We start from the raw sequence: 16314 nt of genomic DNA on the forward strand, positions 1-16314 counted from the left end.
CCGGCACGCCGGGGCCTGACCCGTCGCGGGCGCATGCCGCCCTTAGGGTCTAAGGGATATGCGCGCCCGAGTTACAGCAGTTCTAGTCGCCTCCAACGGAGCGGACTACCTTCCGCGCACCCTCGACGCGCTGAAGGCGCAGACGAGGCAGCCCGACAGCCTCATCGTGGTCGATGTGGGTTCGTCGGATGAGACGCCCGCCCTGCTGTCGGCGGCGCTTCCCACTCACTTCATCTCGGCATCCGGCAGGCTGAGCTTCGGCACGGCCGTCGCGCACGCCCTCGGTGTCGTCCCTCCTCCCGCCGACGAGAACGAGTGGCTCTGGCTGCTCGCGCACGACACGGCGCCGGAGCCCGACGCCCTCGCCGCCCTGCTCGCCGCGGTCGAGGTCAACCCCTCGGTGGCTGCCGCGGGCCCCAAGCAGATGGACTGGGAGCACCCCGACTACATCAGCGAGTTCGGTGAGACGCTCACGCGCTTCGGTGCCACGTATTCCATGGCGGAGACCGAGCTCGACCAGGCCCAGCACGATCGCATGAGCGATGTTCTCGGAGTCGGCGCGGCCGGCATGCTCGTTCGCCACACTGTGTGGAACGACCTGGCCGGGTTCGACGACGCCCTGCCGACCGCCGACAACGGCCTCGACTTCAGTGTGCGGGTGCGACTCGCCGGCCACCGGGTGATGGGCGTCCCCGCAGCGCGGATCGCGTCGGCGGGCGTCGGTCTCGCCGGACCCGGCCGCAGCGAGAAGGGCCGCGCGCGGAGAAAACGACAGGCGGATCGACGGGCTGCGCAGCTTCACCGCAGGCTGGTCTACGCGCCCGCGTTCGCCGTGGTCTTCCACTGGCTCTCCCTCGTTCCCCTGGCCGTGGCCCGCAGCCTCGGCCAGCTGGTGCGCAAGCAGCCCGGCGCCATCGGCGGTGAGATGTCGGCCGCGTTCCGCACGGCATTCGGATCGCGCATCGCCGAGGCCCGCAAGAACCTGCACGCCGCCAAGAGGGTCGGCTGGAGCACGATCGCTCCGCTGCGCATTCCAGGAGACGAGGTGCGCCGCCGCCGCTCTCTGCAACGCGAGATCGCCCTCACACACCTGCGCGGCGAGAAGGACCGCATCCAGTTCATCGCGACGGGCGGCGTGACCACCGTTCTGATCTTCGCCGTGCTCGGGCTCATCATGTTCGTTCCCCTGATCGGCGCGATCGCTCTCACGGGCGGTTCCCTGCTGCCGGTGAGCGCGACCCTCGGCGAGCTGTGGAGCCACGTCGGCTACGGCTGGCGCGACATCGGCCTCGGCTTCGTCGGCGCCGCAGACCCCTTCACCACCGTGCTGGCCGTGCTGGGGTCGATCACGTTCTGGTCGCCGTCGCTCTCGATCGTCGGCCTCTATCTCGCCGCTCTGCCGCTCGCTGCGCTGGCGGCCTGGTTCCTCGCCGCGCGGCTCACGGACAAGCCCTGGCTGCGTGCGGTCGCCGCCGTTCTCTGGACTCTCGCCCCCACCTTCCTCGCCTCGCTCGACAACGGCGCAATCGGCGCGGTTCTGGCCCACCTGCTGCTGCCGTGGCTCGTGCTCGCCGGCCTTGCCGCACGCAAGTCGTGGTCGGCATCGGCGATGGCCGCCATCCTGTTCGCCGTCACCTTGGCTGCAGCCCCGTCGTTGTGGCCCGCGTTGCTGGTCATCTGGGTGGTCTCTGTGGCCACCGCGGGCCGCAACGTCGCCCGCTACATCGGCATCCCGATTCCGGCCGTCGCCCTCTTCCTCCCGCTGGCCTGGGATCAGTTCCGCGCCGGAAATCCGATCGGCATCCTCGCTGACCCCGGTGTTCCCGTGGTGCGCGAGCCGGGGTCGATCCTGGCGCTGCTGAGCGGCATCCCCGACTCCGCACAGAGCGGATGGACCGGGCTCGCGTCGATGGCCGGCATCGATTCGTCGGTGCTGCAGATCGTGCTGGCGGTCGCCGTCGTTCCCCTCGGCCTCCTCGCCGTGCTCGCCCTCGTCAATCCCGGTCCGAGCGTCACACGGGCCATCGTCGCCGTCGTCGGCGCACTGCTCGGCCTGGCGACCGCGATCGCATCGACCCGCATCTCGCTCGACGCCATCGGTGCTGATCCCGTCGTGCTGTGGGCGGGCCCCGGTCTCAGCCTCTACTGGCTCGGGCTCATCTGCGCGGCCGTCATCGGCCTGCACTTCCTCAAGAGGTTCTCCCTCGCCCCCGGATTCGTCGCGGCCACCACCGTGGTCGTGGTCGCGGTGCCCCTCGTCGCGTCGACCCTGCTCGGATCCTCGGCCATCCAGATCACCGATGGCCGCCTGCTTCCCGCGTTCGTCACGGCCGAGGCGGCATCCACACCCCGCGTCGGCACCCTCGTGCTCACCCCGCAGCCCGACGGCGGCCTCGCGTCGACGATCGTGAACGGAACGGGCGTGATGCTCGACGACCAGTCCACCCTCGCCTCCACCAACCGCGACCCGGCACGCGATGCCGAACTCGCGGAGCTCATCGGCAACCTCACCTCACTGAGCGGAGAGGACAGCACCCCGCGCCTCGCAGACCTCGGTGTGGAGTTCGTGCTGCTCGCCAACCCCGCGCCGGGTGACAACGAAGCGGCGTTGGTCACCACGACCACCCGATCGACCGCCGCGTTCGATGCGAACGCATCGCTCACGACGGTGGGCAAGACCTTCGCGGGAACGCTCTGGCAGATCACGGGAACCGAGAGCATGTCGAGCCTCCCTGCGCCCGTTCCCACCAACCTCGGATCGGCCACCGGCGTGCTCGTGCTCGTCGGGCAGGGCATCGTCTTCCTTCTGATGCTGCTTCTCGCACTGCCTGCCGGGCGACTGCAGCCGCACGGTGCCCGCGCCGTGAGCGCGCTGGAGCCCGCCGGCCCGGTGATACCCGATGAGCCCGATGACGAGGGTTCCGACGGCGACGAGAACGGCGACGACGGGGCCGCGGTTCCGGATGGGCAGGCCGCCGAGACGGCGGGCACCCCGGAGCCCGGTTCGACAGAGCCCGGTTCGACAGCCACCGCTTCGACCGCGCGCCGCCGTCGCCGGCTGTTCGCGCGTAAGGAGCGTCCCGACGCCGCTGCAGAGGCTGCTACCGCGGCCGCCGCGGCGAGTGCGGCCGCGATCGCCTCGGCTCCGAATGCCGCCCCTGACGAATCGACTCCTGACGAGTCTGCTCCCGACGAGTCTGCTGCTCGCGAGTCGGCGACGGAAGCGCTCGAAGCGCCCGAGTCGTCGGTCGCCGAGTCGTCGGTCGCCGAGTCGTCGGTCGCAGAGCCGACGACCGTCGTGTCGCCCGAGCCTGACCGTACCCCGGAACCGGAGACGGCATCGAGTGCCCGGGCCGAGTCGAGCGCTGCGGCTGTCGCCGCCCCGCAGTCGGTCGTGATCCACCCCGGCGAGGACTTCGATCTGCTCGATCCGGCCGAGGTCCTGACTGCTACGGAACGCACTGCGGAGCCGGCGACGCCGACTCTCGACGAGCTCGTCGAAGAGCCCGCCTCGACGGAGCTGCCGCCCATCGAGGCGGAGCCGACGACGGAGTTCGTCGCATCGCCCGAGGCTAAGCCTGAAGCAGTGCCAGAGCCAGAGCCGGCGCAGACCCCCGTGGCGGAAGAGGCCCCCGAGCCGCATCGCCCGGAACCCGAGGCCGACCCTGAACCGGCCTTCTCGCATCCGCGTGCCCTGCCCGACGATATTGACGACGACTACGACCCCGACGCGGAGACCGTGATGCGCGTGAAACCGATCGACCTGAGCAACGAGGAGGATGAGCACGATGGCCGCTAGACGCACAGTCATCGCCACCAGCGCACGCGCGCTGGGGGCAGCACTGACCCTCGGAGCGGGCGTCGCGCTCGTCGCCGGAGCGGTGCTCATCCCGCTGCCGCAGCATTCCGTCTCGGTGACGGCCGTCGAGGTCGCCCCGACGCCGCTGCCCCAGTCGCTCGTGTGCCCCGGATCGCTCCTGCAGCTCTCGAACGGTGCGGGAGCCGACGCGACCTCCTCCTCCGGAATCGGCTCGCCGAAGCGCAGCAGCGGGGCCTCAGAGGCCGATGTCGACATCGACCAGACTCCGATTGCGGCTCCCGACAACTCGACCGTCACCGATGAGACCGCGCCCACAGTGGTCACGGCGCCGGATGCCGATCCCGGCGTTCTCGTCGCTGCCGCCCAGTCCGTCGCCGTCTCTCAGGAGGACGTGGCCGGCCTCGCCTCCACGAACTGCGCCGAGGCAAAGGCCGACTCATGGCTGGTGGGAGGGGCGACGACCGTGGGTCGCACGAGCTTCGTGCTGCTGAGCAACCCCTCCGAGGTCACGGCCGACGTCGACCTCACCTTCTTCGACGAGAACGGTCGGCTCGAGGCTCCCGGATCGACGGGAATCACCGTCGATGCGCAGTCGCAGCGCGTCTTCTCGCTCGCCGGCTTCGCCCCGAACGCCAAATACCCCGTCGTGCACGTGGTCAGCACCGGCGGCTATGTCGCCGCGAGCCTGCAGCAGACCGTGATCCGCGGCCTCGAGCCCGGCGGCATCGAGCTATCCGGCACGACGACGGCGCCCTCCACCGAGATGGTCTTCCCGGGAGTCAAGATCGCCGGAACGTCCGCCATCGCCCAGCGCCTCTCCGCCGACGGCTATGCCGATCTGCAGGCGGCGCTGCGGGTCTATGTGCCCGGCAGCTCCGATGCCACCATCACGGTGTCGGTCGCCAGTGAGAGCTCCGGATCAGCCGACGGCTCCTACAGCCTCAGCGCCCCGGCAGGCGTCGTCAGCGAGCTCCCGCTAAAAGATCTTCCCGACGGCACCTACTCCGTGACCCTCGATTCCACGGAGCCGATCGTCGGCTCCGCGCGCACGTCCGCCCTGTCCTCCGGTGCCATCGACTTCGCCTGGAACCAGGCGGCGGAGCCGCTCGACGACGATGTTCTCGTTCCGATCGCGCCCGGCCCGTCCCCGCGCATCCATCTGGCGAATTCCGGCGACGACGAGGCGACGGTCACGCTGCGCACGGCCTCGGGCAGCGAGGTCAAGATCGTGGTGCCCGCGGGCGGCACAAAAGGCCTCGAGGCCCAGCCCAACACGGTCTACACGGCGACGATGACCGAGCCGGTGAGCATCAGCGTCAACTACAGCAGCGACGGGCAGCTCTCCGCGTACACGGTCGCGGCACCGAGCGAGCTCGCAGCCCCCATCGTCATCTACCCGTAGCCAGCGGCTCAGAAGTGCCGGAAGCCCTCGGGCGCGAGATCCCACGGATCCTTGCCGAGGTATTCGGCGACGGCGCGGAACACGCAGCTCTCGACGAGCATGCGACGGTGGGCCTCGTCGTTGCGGTGCAGATGGGCGAGGCGCTCGATGGGCACGCGGTAGAGGATGATGCGGTCACCCAGAACACGCCAGCGCTCCACGCCTGAATCCGCAGTGCCCGGCTTTCCATTGGGACCATAGGGCAGCGCGCCGATCTCGAAGACGGCGTCGGCCAGTTCGTTCGGCCAGATGCTGCGCAGGTACTCGGCCGTGGATGCGACGGTGGTGTCGAAGAAATCGATGCGGGTGTTCATCATGGGCAGATGAGGGCCGGTCACCGCCGAGCGGAGCCCTCTGCCGTGGCGGTTGCGGCCGGTTCCCCGAGACGAGGCCGGTGCGATGCGACGTGAGCGAGCCATGGCGAGAGTCTATTCTCTGCGCTCGCGCGCGGCAGTACCCGCGACACACGATCGAGCCTGACTGCCAGGTCGCCGCCGCGGGCGTACCGTGGAGCGTGATGACGAATAGACCGTGTTCCCGTGTGGCGTGCCCCGACGAGGCCATCGCCACGCTCACGTACGTCTACGCCGATTCCCTCGCCGTGCTCGGCCCTCTGAGCCTCAGCCACGAGCCGCACAGCTACGACCTGTGCGTTCGCCACTCCGAGCGGCTCAAGGCGCCGCAGGGCTGGCAGGTCATGCGTCACGTGCAGTTCACCCAGTAGGCGTTCGTGCAGCGTCACCTCTTTACAATGGAGACATGACTTCTGCTGCCGCTCCGGTGACCACTCTGCCCTTCAAGGTCGCCGACCTCACGCTCGCCGAGGCCGGTCGCCACCAGATCCGCCTCGCCGAGAACGAGATGCCGGGGCTCATGTCGCTTCGGGCCGAGTTCGCCGACTCCCAGCCACTGGCCGGAGCGCGCATCATGGGATCGCTTCACATGACCGTTCAGACGGCCGTGCTCATCGAGACCCTCACCGCGCTGGGTGCTCGCGTTCGCTGGGTCAGCTGCAACATCTTCTCCACACAAGACGAGGCCGCGGCCGCGATCGTCGTCGGTGCCACGGGCACCCCTGACGCCCCCGCCGGGGTTCCGGTCTTCGCCTGGAAGGGCGAGACGCTCGAGGAGTACTGGTGGTGCACCGAGCAGGCGTTCGACTGGTCGGCAGAGGCCGAGGCCGACGGTGCCGAGTACACCGGTCCGAACATGATCCTCGACGACGGCGGAGACGCCACCATGCTGGTGCACAAGGGCCGTCAGTTCGAACTCGACGGCGCTGTTCCTGCGAGCGACCCGTCAGACAGCGAGGAGTACGGCGTCGTACTCGACCTGTTGCGCCGCTCGCTGGCCTCGTCGACCGATCGCTGGACCCGAATCGCCGCCGACATCCAGGGCGTCTCCGAAGAGACCACCACGGGCGTGCACCGCCTCTACGAGCTGATGTCCGCCGGCGAACTCCTCTTTCCCGCCATCAACGTCAACGACTCGGTCACGAAGAGCAAGTTCGACAACAAGTACGGCATCCGCCACTCGCTTCCGGATGGCCTGAACCGCGCGACAGACGTTCTCATCGGCGGCAAGGTCGTGTTCGTGGTCGGCTACGGCGACGTGGGCAAGGGCGCCGCGGAGGCTCTTCGCGGACAGGGTGCCCGGGTCATCGTGAGCGAGGTCGACCCGATCTGCGCGCTTCAGGCCGCGATGGACGGCTACCAGGTTGCCAGGCTCGAGAGCGTGATCGGCGACGTCGACATCATCGTCACGGGAACCGGAAACGAGAACGTGGTCACGGTCGATCACATCCTCGGTCTCAAGCACCTGGCCATCATCGCCAACGTCGGCCACTTCGACAACGAGATCGACATGGCCGGGCTCGAGAAGCTCGAGGGCGCCGTCAAGGTCGAGATCAAGCCGCAGGTGCACGAGTGGCGCCTGCCCACCGGTCGCAGCGTGCTCGTGCTCTCCGAGGGGCGACTCATGAACCTGGGCAACGCCACCGGCCACCCCAGTTTCGTCATGAGCAACTCGTTCACCAACCAGGTGCTCGCCCAGATCGAGCTGTACGCCTTCGGTGAGCGCTACCCGATCGGCGTCTACGTGCTGCCGAAGCACCTCGACGAGAAGGTGGCGAGGCTCCATCTCGACGCGCTGGGTGTCGAACTCACCGAGCTCACACCCCGCCAGGCGGCCTACATCGGCGTGCCCGTCGAGGGACCGTACAAGGTCGACCACTACCGGTACTGAGTCCGACCCCGGGCGCCGGGGACGTCAGCGCCGGGGACGTCAGCGCCGGGGGAAGGCGTGCGGGAGGCTCTGCAGGATCGGGTCGAGGCGGTTCAGGGCAGCCTTCTGCAGGGAGAGAGCGGCGTACTCGCGATCGCGGCGTACGGCCGCGACCCCCGACAGGAACAGTGCGGGATGCACCTGCGGAATGGGTGACACGAACGGCGTGACCTCGGCCGCCAGGTCCACGGCGAGTCGTTCCCGCGTGGCCGGGGCCATCTGCGGCGCCTGCACGAGGAACTGCGAGACTCGGTGTCCGAGGCGGTCGGGCAGGCGGGCGACGTCGACGACCTCGGCCCATGCCTGGAGCATCACCGGAACCCCTCGCGCGTGGCTGACCGGAACCGGTACGCGCTCGTGCTGGCTGTACGTGCCTGCGAGAAGGTCGCCGAGCCGCTTCGACCTGCCGTTGAGCAGCGCCGTCACGATCGCGATCGAGCCCAGGGTCATGTAGATCTCGAGGACGCCGACCATCCCTCGGATCACGGAATGCCTGATCGAGATGGCTCCTCCGTCATCGCGCACGATGCGTGCGCCGACGGCGAGCTTGCCCACCGACCTGCCCTTCAGCACCACTTCGAGGGTGGTGGGCACGACGACGAAGCACAGCACCAGTGCAGAGACGCTGAACGTCGCGGTGAGGGCCTCGTCGATGAGGGCGTTCTCTGCGAGAGCGCCGATGCCGAGCAGGAGCACGATGAGGATGGCCACCGAGATGACGACGTCGATGGCAGCGCCGCCGGCGCGCAGGATGAAGCCGGCGGGGCGCACGTCGATGGCCACGGCTTCGCCGATCAGCAGCTCGTCGTCGGCGTAGGCGTCGGCGAGCGGGTCGGCGAACGCCGGAGCGGGTGAGGCGACACGGGCGTCGGTCATGAATACAATTCAAGCAGATGGATCTCGACGCCTACACAGCAGCCCACCGCGACGAGTGGGCCCGTCTCGATGCCCTGGGCAGACGAGGGCAGTTCTCGGGCGCCGAGGCCGACGAGTTGATCGAGCGCTACCAGGCCGGCGCATCCGATCTGTCGGCGATCAAGACCACGGCCGGATCGACGGCCCAGGGCGCACAGCTCTCCCTGTTCCTCTCGAGGGCCCGCCTGCGTTTCACCGGGGCCGGCCCGAACATCCTTCGGCAGATTCCCGCCTTCTTCGTCCTCCAGCTTCCGGCGGCCCTCTACCGCATCCGTTGGCTCACGCTCGTGCTCGCCGTCGTCACGGTCGGCGTGGCCGCCCTCTACGCGCTGTGGGTGTCGAACGATCCGCAGGTACTGGCGAACCTCGGTTCCGATGCCCAGCTGAAGAAGCTCGCCGAGCAGGACTTCGTCGACTACTACTCCGAGAATCCCGCCGCATCGTTCACCGGCCAGGTCTGGACGAACAACGCGTGGCTTGCCGCGCAGTGCATCGCGTTCGGCATCACGGGCTTCTATGTGCCCGTGCTCATCATGTCGAACGCTCAGAACCTCGGACTCAGCGCGGCCGTGCTGTTCCACTACGGAGAGGGCGACACGTTCTTCCTCTACATCATGCCGCACGGTCTCCTCGAGCTCACGGCCATCTTCGTCGCCGGAGCCGCGGGCCTGCGCATCTTCTGGGCGTGGGTCGCTCCCGGCGCCCGCACCAGGGCGCAGGCGCTGGCCGAAGACGGTCGGGCACTCTTCACGGTGGCCCTCGGTCTCGTGATCGTGCTCTTCATATCGGGGATCATCGAGGGCTTCGTCACGCCCCAGCCCTGGCCATGGGCGGTGAAGATCGGCATCGGCGCCCTCGCCCTGGCTGCATTCCTCGCCTACATGCTCATCGTCGGACGAGCCGCCGTTCGAGCCGGCCAGACGGGTGACCTCGACGAGTTCGAGGCGGGCGCGAAGCAGCTCGTCGCGGGCTGACGTTCGCTCCTGCCCGACCCGCCGCATCCATCCGTCACTCGATGCGCGCAAGACCGCAGCTGACGACATCTATCGACGGATGGATGCGCGCGACTGAAGTCAGGGGCGCCATCCGCGAGAGCGAAGGGCGCGCTCGACCCGAGCGATCGCGCTCTTTCCGGCGGCGGACATCGCCCCCTTCCTGATGCGCACCACACTCCAACCGGCTTGGACCGCGTCTTCGATCTTGATCTCATCGCGGTCGTACTGCCGATCATCGAGCCGGTGCTGCTCGCCGTCGTACTCGACGATCACCATCCATCTCCTGTGCACCTGGTCGAAGCGCCCGATCCACCGGCCCTCGCTGTCATAGACGTCGACGTTGAGGTCTGGCTCGGGAAGCCCGGCCCGCTGGAGGAGAAGGCGAAGCAGCGTCTCCCGTCTCGACTCGGCGCCGTCTCGCACATCGACCAGTGCCTTGCGTGCGGCCCGCGCGCCCGGCCCGTGATAGGTGTCGACGCGATGGCGCAACTGCTCGACGGTGACGTAGGGGCGGCGATCTCCGGCGCGCTGCCTCGCTGGCGTCAGCACCAGGTGGTCGGCTGCGGCGACGAGGTCATCGTGTGACAGCAATGCCGCCAGGTGGCACCACGTCGTGGCCGCATCGGTTACCGGCACCCCGAAGCGCATGACCGCTGTGGCGCACGGATCGCTCAGCTCGTGTCCGGTCACGCCGTGTCCCCGAGGCCGGGTATTCGGCGCTCTGACCGACACGTGAACGCCCTCACGTCTGGTGAAGACCGTCGGAAGAGGCATGCCCCACACTCGCGCCGCTGTCAGGTGCGAGAACACCTGCCCCGGGCGAGACCGCGCCATGTAGGCGGACCGCGCGAGCTGCTCGGTGTACTCCATGCCAGCGGGAACTCGCACCCCTCGGTGCGCGGAGCTCAGATCGCGTGCCCGTAGCCGTCCCCGCCTCACTCCCGCGGCGTCCGATTCGTGCACACCGAAGGCCCGGCCCGCAAGATGCGGGGGCAGAGGCTCGGGACTTTTCACCCCCACATGGTGCCCGACCCCTGACAGCCCTTGTCGAAACCATCCACAGGCGCCTTGGTCGACGCATCCATCCGTCACTCGATGCGTTTTCAACCGCAGATGACGACATCTATCGACGGATGGATGCGTGCGCCCCGCGCGCGGCGCTCGGTCAGAGCTTTCCGGCGGCCTTGAGGGCGAGGTAGCGGTCTGCGAGCATCGGGGGCAGCGCGGCGGGGGAGCCCGTGACCACGTCGCCGCCCAGTCGTCGGATGGCCGTGGTCACCCGCTCCATGTCGAGCAGCGAGCGTTCGGCCGACGCGGCGCGGTAGGTCTCGTCGCGGTCGCCGCGCTGCGATACAGCCTTGAGCACCTCGGGGTCCGAAACGGCAGCCACGACGACGGTGTGGCGCTGAGTCAGCTGGGGCAGCACGCTCAGCAGCCCGCTGGAGGACGCCGGGGTGTCGATCGTGGTGAGGAGCACGACGAGAGCGCGCTGATTCGTCACCGCGCGAACCTGCCCCGCCACCGAAGACCAGTCGGTCTCGAGCAGCTCGGGGTCGACCGTGGCCATCGTGTCGACCATGCGGTTCAACAGCTCGCCGCCGGTCGCGCCGGTCACACGACCCCGGATGCGGCGGTCCCACGCGATCAGGTCTACACGGTCGCCGGCCCGCGTCGCGAGGGCGGCCAGCAGCAGTGAGGCCTCGATCGACGTGTCGATGCGGGGCTCGTCGTCGATGCGGGCGGCCTGCGTTCGTCCGGTGTCGATCACGATCACGATGCGTCGGTCGCGCTCGGGTCTCCACGTGCGAACCATGAGTTTCTGCTCGTGCCCGGCCCGGGCATCCCCCTGTCGCGCCGTGGCGCGCCAGTCGATCGAACGCACGTCGTCGCCGCGCACGTATTCGCGCAGGCTGTCGAACTCCGTTCCTTGGCCTCTGATCTGCACGCTCGTCGCGCCGTCGAGCTCGCGCAGCCGGGCCAGCCGTGACGGCAGGTGCTTGCGCGAGGTGAAGGGAGGCAGCACGCGCACGCGCCCCGGGCTCGACAGGGTGGCCTGCCTGGCCCAGAGCCCGAGCGGCCCGAAGCTTCTCACCGTGAGGCCGGCGGTTCTGCGGTCTCCGCGTCGGAACGGGGTGAGAGCGGTGCGCAGCATGCGGCGCTCCGACGGCGGAACGACGAGGGACTGACGGGTGACGGCGGCACCGGCCGAGGGCTGCCAGGCGTCGCGAACGAGAGCCCGCAGCGTTCTGCCGTTCTCGTTCGTGAGATAGACCTCGCTCGCGACCGTCTCTCCGAGACGAACCCGATGCGGCAGCACCCGCTCGACGACCAGTCGACGCGGTGACGCGGCCAGGATCAGGTCGACGACACCGACAGCAACGGTGAGCAGCAGCCACAGCACGAGGGTGATCTCGGCCTGCCGGTAGGCCTCGCCCAGGATGACGACGGGAACGACGCCGAGGGCGACGAGCAGAACGTAGCGTCCGGTGACGGCCATCAGGAGGTCAGCTCTCGAGGCGACATCAGATGGGAACCTGCACCTGGCTGAGGATCGAACGGAGGATCGAGTCGACGGAGACGCCTTCGAGCTCGGCCTCGGGCCGGAGCTGGATGCGGTGGCGCAGCACGGGCAGCACCATCGCCTGCACGTGGTCGGGAGTGATCGCGGGGGAGGCGTTGAGCCAGGCCCAGGCCTTCGCCGACGCGACGAGGGCCGTGGCGCCACGCGGGCTCACGCCGAGTTTGACCGAGGGGCTCTGTCTGGTGGCCCTGGCCAGGTCGACGATGTAGGCGAGCACGTCGGGGCTGGCGCCGACCGCGGCTGCGGATGCCTGGGCCTGGCGCAACTCGGATGCTCCGAGCACGGCCGAGAGACCGGCACCGGCCAGATCGCGCGGGTTGAAGCCGGCCGCGTGCCGCTGCAGCACGGCGATCTCGGTGTCGCGCGGAGGAAGGTCGAGCACGAGCTTGAGCATGAACCGGTCGAGCTGGGCCTCGGGAAGCGTGTAGGTTCCCTCGTACTCGATCGGGTTCATGGTCGCCGCCACCATGAAGGGGTCGGGGAGCGGGCGGCTGAGACCGTCGACGCTCACCTGCCGCTCCTCCATCGCCTCGAGCAGGGCCGACTGCGTCTTGGGGGGAGTGCGGTTGATCTCGTCGGCGAGCAGGATGTTGGTGAACACGGGCCCCTCGCGGAACTCGAAGTCGCCCGACTTGGCGTCGTAGACGAGAGAGCCCGTCACGTCGCCGGGCATCAGGTCGGGGGTGAACTGCACGCGGGTCGTGTCGAGCGAGAGCGCGTGGCTCAGCGAGCGCACCAGCAGGGTCTTCGCGACGCCGGGCACGCCTTCGAGCAGCACATGACCCTTGGCGAGCAACGCGACGATGAGTCCGGTCACCGCGCCATCCTGGCCGACGACGGCCTTGCCGACCTCTGCGCGCACTCGGCCGAGGGCCTCGCGGAGCTGATCGGGGGTCTGTTCTGGCTGGTCTGTCATGGTCGGCCTTTCGGTGGGGACACGGGCAGGTGGGGTGGCTTGGTGGGTGCGATGGCTATGGCGACGGCGGGGTCGGATGCGGTGGCTGGGCCGGTCTCGGTCGTCACGGCCGCACCGCGCTCGTCACGGCGTTCTCGAGAAGAAGGAGTCGGTCGGAGAGAGCGATCAGATCGCCCTCGCCAGACGGCATCGCATCGACCAGAACGGCCCGGATGTCGCCGAGCGACCAGCCGGGCAGCACGGCGGCCGCCGATGAGGCGACCTCCTCTACCGAGGCATTGCGGGGGAGTCCGAGCACGGACGACAGGCGCGTGATGGTTCCGATGCGCAGCGAGTCGAGCGCGTGGGTGTGCGCGCCGGCCTTGGCGTAGAGCCGTGCGCGGCCCTCCATGGTCTCGCGCGAACGCACGGTGACCGGGAGGTTCTCGACCACGAGCGCACCGAGCCTGCGCCCCCGCCAGATTGCGGCGGCGAGGAAGGTGAAGACGGCGAGCAGAAGCACGGGAGTCACCCAGTCGGGAGTGAGCGACGCGACGTCGGCCGGCCCGTCGGCCACGACGTCGTCTGCCGTGGGCACGTACCAGACGAGGGTGTCGTCTTCGCCCAGGAGGCCCAGCGCGAGCGCCGCGTTTCCTGCTCCGGTGATGCCCTCGTTGCTCAGCACGTCGGCCGCGCCGAGAACGGTGGTCGTGCCGTTCGGGGTCTCGGTGCTCACCACGTAGTAGGCGTCGTCCGAGCTGCGGAAACAGAGCTGGGCGTCACCGTCTGCCGCCGCGCGGTAGGACTGTCCACCACCGATGATGGTGCCCGCACGTTCGGCGGCCGGCAGGGAGCATCCGGCGTCGACGCCGTCGATGTCGCGGGGTGCGCCGGCCGCGGCGACTCCGGGCGCGAAGGCGCGCAGTTCGTTGAACCCCGGCAGGAACAGCACGACCCGGTCGGCGAGCTCCGCGGCGTCGCCCAGCTGTTCGTCGGTCAGATAGCCGCCGGGGTCGGCGAAGGCGAGGGTCGCGCCGGGTGCCGCATCCACTGCGGCCCGCGCCTGCGGGAGCGTGTCTGCCTGCACGACGTCGACACCCTGCTGCCGCAAGACCTCGGCCACCGCCTTGCTGCCGTCGGGCGCGGCGTTCGTGATCGAATACGGCGACCTGCTGCCGGTTCCGGTTCCGGATGCGACGGTGACGAGGAGCAGGCCGATCACGGCGACCGCGGCGAGAATGAGCCAGAACCGCCAGCGTCGCGCCGTGGCGCGGAGCGTGGGCGTCGTCGCCTCGGCCCGGGAGGGCGACTCCTGCACGGTCGCGGGCGCGCTCACAGTGCGGCTCCCGAGTCGGCGACGCGCTCGAGTCGAGCCGGCCGCGCGGCGAGCAGGTCTCGATCGAGTGCCGAAATCTCGTCGAACTCCTCGCGGCTGCCCGGCCGGTCGAGATAACGCACGCTGTCGAAGGAGCGGGCTCCGCGGACCAGACGGTCGCCGTGCTCGGGGAAGGTGCGACCGGCTCGGGCGGCGAACTCCTGCGCCGTGGTGCCAGGAGTGACCGACACGACGGTGCGCTCGGCGAGCTGGCGGGCGACGGCGCGGAACATCTCCTCGATCGCCGCGACGAAGTCGCCGGCTGCGGCGGCCCGGTGGGCCGACGCCCGCAGTTCTGCCGAGGTGCGCGTGTCGTCGTCGTCGGAGAACAGGGCGCCGGCGACGGCGCTCCTGCGCTGCAGGCGGGGGCGGCCGAAGACGAAGAAGGCCGCCACGATGAGACCGACCACGAGCACGGTCACGACCAGCGGGAAGACGTTTGGCACCGAGCTGTCGGCCGAGCCCTGGAAGGACCCGAGCCAGTCCTGGATGGCCTGGGCGAGGCGGTCGATCAGGGTCGGCCTGGCCGCCGCGTACTCGGGCTTGCCGAGCTCGTCGAGCAGCAGCTTTCGCGCGTCAGGCGCGTCGGGATCGACGGGAACGTCGAGAAGGACCGTGGGCAGAGCGGAGAACGGGCGCATAGGAGAGGAGAGGTCAGCCGTTTCTCTGGGAGGAGACGAGGTAGGGATCGACGACATCGTGGGCGCCGCCGGCCTGCCGGGCCTCGACGTAGCGCATGAGGTCGAGATCGAGACCCTCGCGGCGCATCCGGAGGTCGATGTAGACGACCGCGACGGCCGACGACTGCACGACGGCCGCGATGGAGCCCAGGATGAGGCTGACGATGAGCGCGAGTCCGTAGGTCACTGCCAGCACGGCGATGTACGAACCGGAGTCGTCGGAGCTGCCTGTGGGGAACAGGAAGCTCGCGACGAGTCCGCCGATGAACGACACGGGAGTGGTGATGATCTGCGTCGCCGCATAGAGAATGACGCCGATGAGGGCGAGCACGCCGAACGTCTTCCAGAACGAGTGGGTGGTGAGCCCCCAGGAACGCCTGATCGACGAGATCACGCCTCGACGCTCGAGCACGATGATCGACGGCACCAGGGCAGTCTTCGTGCCCAGCCAGATTCCGGCGGCGGCGAGCACGAGCGTGCCCAGAACACCGAAGAGGACGGCGAAGCCGATCGCGGCCCCGCCGATCATGCCGATGAGCACCGCGATGCCGATGACCCCGGCGACGGCCACGACGATCAGGCCGAGGAGGATCGCGAACCAGGCGATCAGGGGCCAGAGCCGTCGACCGGCGGCCTTCCAGAGCGCGCCCATGCGGTTCTTCTCGCCCAGGGTGCCGCGGGCGACCTCGACGACGAGCACGCCCTGCAGGAGAGCGGAGCCGAGGATCGACAGCGCCAGAGGCACGAGGCTGGCGAGGATCACCGTCGCCCAGGCGCCTGCAGTGACGGCGTCTCGGTCTTCGGGGAGGGCGCTGTCGATGCGGCCGAAGGCGAGGATGCCGACGCCGCCGATGACGAAGACCGCGACGAGAGAGGTGACGAGTTGAACGATCAGGGCGCTGCCGAAGGTGGCGCCGGGATTGCGTCGCAGAACCTGGAACGGGGTACCGAGGAGCGTTCCGAACCCCAACGGTCGGAGGGGGAGCAGGCCGGGACGAGGCGGTGGCGACCAGGCGCCGGGCGCGGGCGGCGGAACGGTCGGGTAGCCCGTGGGCGGGGCGCCGTACGCAGCCTGCGGCGCACCGCCGTACGGAGCCTGGGGCGCACCGCCATACGGAGCCTGCGGCGCACCGCCGTAAGGCGCCTGCGGCACACCGCCGTACGACGGTGGAAGGGTGGGGGGCGCCTCAGGCCCGCCGTTCTGGCTGTCGTTCACCGGTGTTCCTTCATGTCGTATCGGTGTCCCCCCGGCATGTCACGTGCTCCCATGCTTCCACACACCCCGCCCCGCCCGCAGGATGCTGTGAATCAATGACGGGAGGCTCGACT

Annotated in this window: 13 protein-coding genes; 5 read left to right on the forward strand and 8 right to left on the reverse strand. The window is 69.4% G+C overall.

The window, feature by feature from the left end; translation table 11 throughout:
- Nucleotides 1-58: 58 nt before the first annotated feature.
- A complete protein-coding gene (locus ASF51_RS13690; RefSeq protein ID WP_055930941.1) occupies nt 59-3799 on the forward strand; it encodes a glycosyltransferase in 3741 nt (1246 codons plus the stop codon).
- Nucleotides 3789-5222: a DUF5719 family protein gene (locus ASF51_RS13695; protein ID WP_157412163.1), complete on the forward strand. Its 1434-nt coding sequence runs from the start codon at nt 3789-3791 to the stop codon at nt 5220-5222. The genes ASF51_RS13690 and ASF51_RS13695 overlap by 11 nt, the downstream gene beginning before the upstream one ends.
- 8 nt (nt 5223-5230) lie before the next feature.
- Here the strand turns inward: ASF51_RS13695 and ASF51_RS13700 are convergent, their stop codons facing one another.
- Nucleotides 5231-5680 carry a metallopeptidase family protein gene (locus ASF51_RS13700; protein ID WP_055930946.1) on the reverse strand — a complete coding sequence of 150 codons (450 nt, stop codon included), beginning with the start codon at nt 5678-5680 and terminating at the stop codon, nt 5231-5233.
- A 98-nt stretch (nt 5681-5778) separates the two neighbouring features.
- On the opposite strand from ASF51_RS13700, the gene ASF51_RS13705 reads away from it, so the two are divergent.
- Together ASF51_RS13705 and ahcY are read left to right on the forward strand one after the other, a co-directional pair.
- Entirely contained in the window at nt 5779-5985 is a 207-nt protein-coding gene (locus ASF51_RS13705) for a DUF3499 family protein (RefSeq protein ID WP_055930949.1), read from the forward strand.
- 35 nt (nt 5986-6020) lie between these two features.
- Nucleotides 6021-7505 (forward strand): adenosylhomocysteinase, encoded by a 1485-nt coding sequence (ahcY, locus tag ASF51_RS13710; RefSeq protein ID WP_055930952.1) that lies wholly within the window; start codon nt 6021-6023, stop codon nt 7503-7505.
- Nucleotides 7506-7544: 39 nt separating this feature from the next.
- Here the strand turns inward: ahcY and ASF51_RS13715 are convergent, their stop codons facing one another.
- Nucleotides 7545-8420, reverse strand: coding sequence for an RDD family protein (locus tag ASF51_RS13715; protein ID WP_082480036.1), 876 nt, complete (start codon nt 8418-8420; stop codon nt 7545-7547).
- A 17-nt stretch (nt 8421-8437) separates the two neighbouring features.
- On the opposite strand from ASF51_RS13715, the gene ASF51_RS13720 reads away from it, so the two are divergent.
- The gene (locus ASF51_RS13720) at nt 8438-9433 is read left to right on the forward strand and encodes a stage II sporulation protein M (protein ID WP_055930955.1); all 996 of its coding nucleotides are present in this window, start codon (nt 8438-8440) and stop codon (nt 9431-9433) included.
- A gap of 99 nt (nt 9434-9532) precedes the next feature.
- Here the strand turns inward: ASF51_RS13720 and ASF51_RS13725 are convergent, their stop codons facing one another.
- From ASF51_RS13725 to ASF51_RS13750, 6 genes are all read right to left on the reverse strand, one after another.
- On the reverse strand, nt 9533-10144 hold the full coding sequence (locus tag ASF51_RS13725) for a hypothetical protein (protein WP_157412164.1): 612 nt from the start codon (nt 10142-10144) through the stop codon (nt 9533-9535).
- A gap of 475 nt (nt 10145-10619) precedes the next feature.
- The gene (locus ASF51_RS13730; protein ID WP_055930961.1) at nt 10620-11951 is read right to left on the reverse strand and encodes a DUF58 domain-containing protein; all 1332 of its coding nucleotides are present in this window, start codon (nt 11949-11951) and stop codon (nt 10620-10622) included.
- 25 nt (nt 11952-11976) lie between these two features.
- Entirely contained in the window at nt 11977-12951 is a 975-nt protein-coding gene (locus tag ASF51_RS13735; RefSeq protein ID WP_055930964.1) for a MoxR family ATPase, read from the reverse strand.
- Nucleotides 12952-13054: 103 nt separating this feature from the next.
- A complete protein-coding gene (locus ASF51_RS13740) occupies nt 13055-14266 on the reverse strand; it encodes a DUF4350 domain-containing protein (protein WP_082480038.1) in 1212 nt (403 codons plus the stop codon).
- A complete protein-coding gene (locus ASF51_RS13745) occupies nt 14263-14946 on the reverse strand; it encodes a DUF4129 domain-containing protein (RefSeq protein ID WP_055930966.1) in 684 nt (227 codons plus the stop codon). Before ASF51_RS13745 ends, ASF51_RS13740 begins: the two co-directional genes overlap by 4 nt.
- A gap of 13 nt (nt 14947-14959) precedes the next feature.
- Nucleotides 14960-16201: a hypothetical protein gene (locus ASF51_RS13750; RefSeq protein WP_200926138.1), complete on the reverse strand. Its 1242-nt coding sequence runs from the start codon at nt 16199-16201 to the stop codon at nt 14960-14962.
- Nucleotides 16202-16314: the final 113 nt, after the last annotated feature.

Source organism: Agreia sp. Leaf283, assembly GCF_001422485.1.
Taxonomy (GTDB): domain Bacteria; phylum Actinomycetota; class Actinomycetes; order Actinomycetales; family Microbacteriaceae; genus Agreia.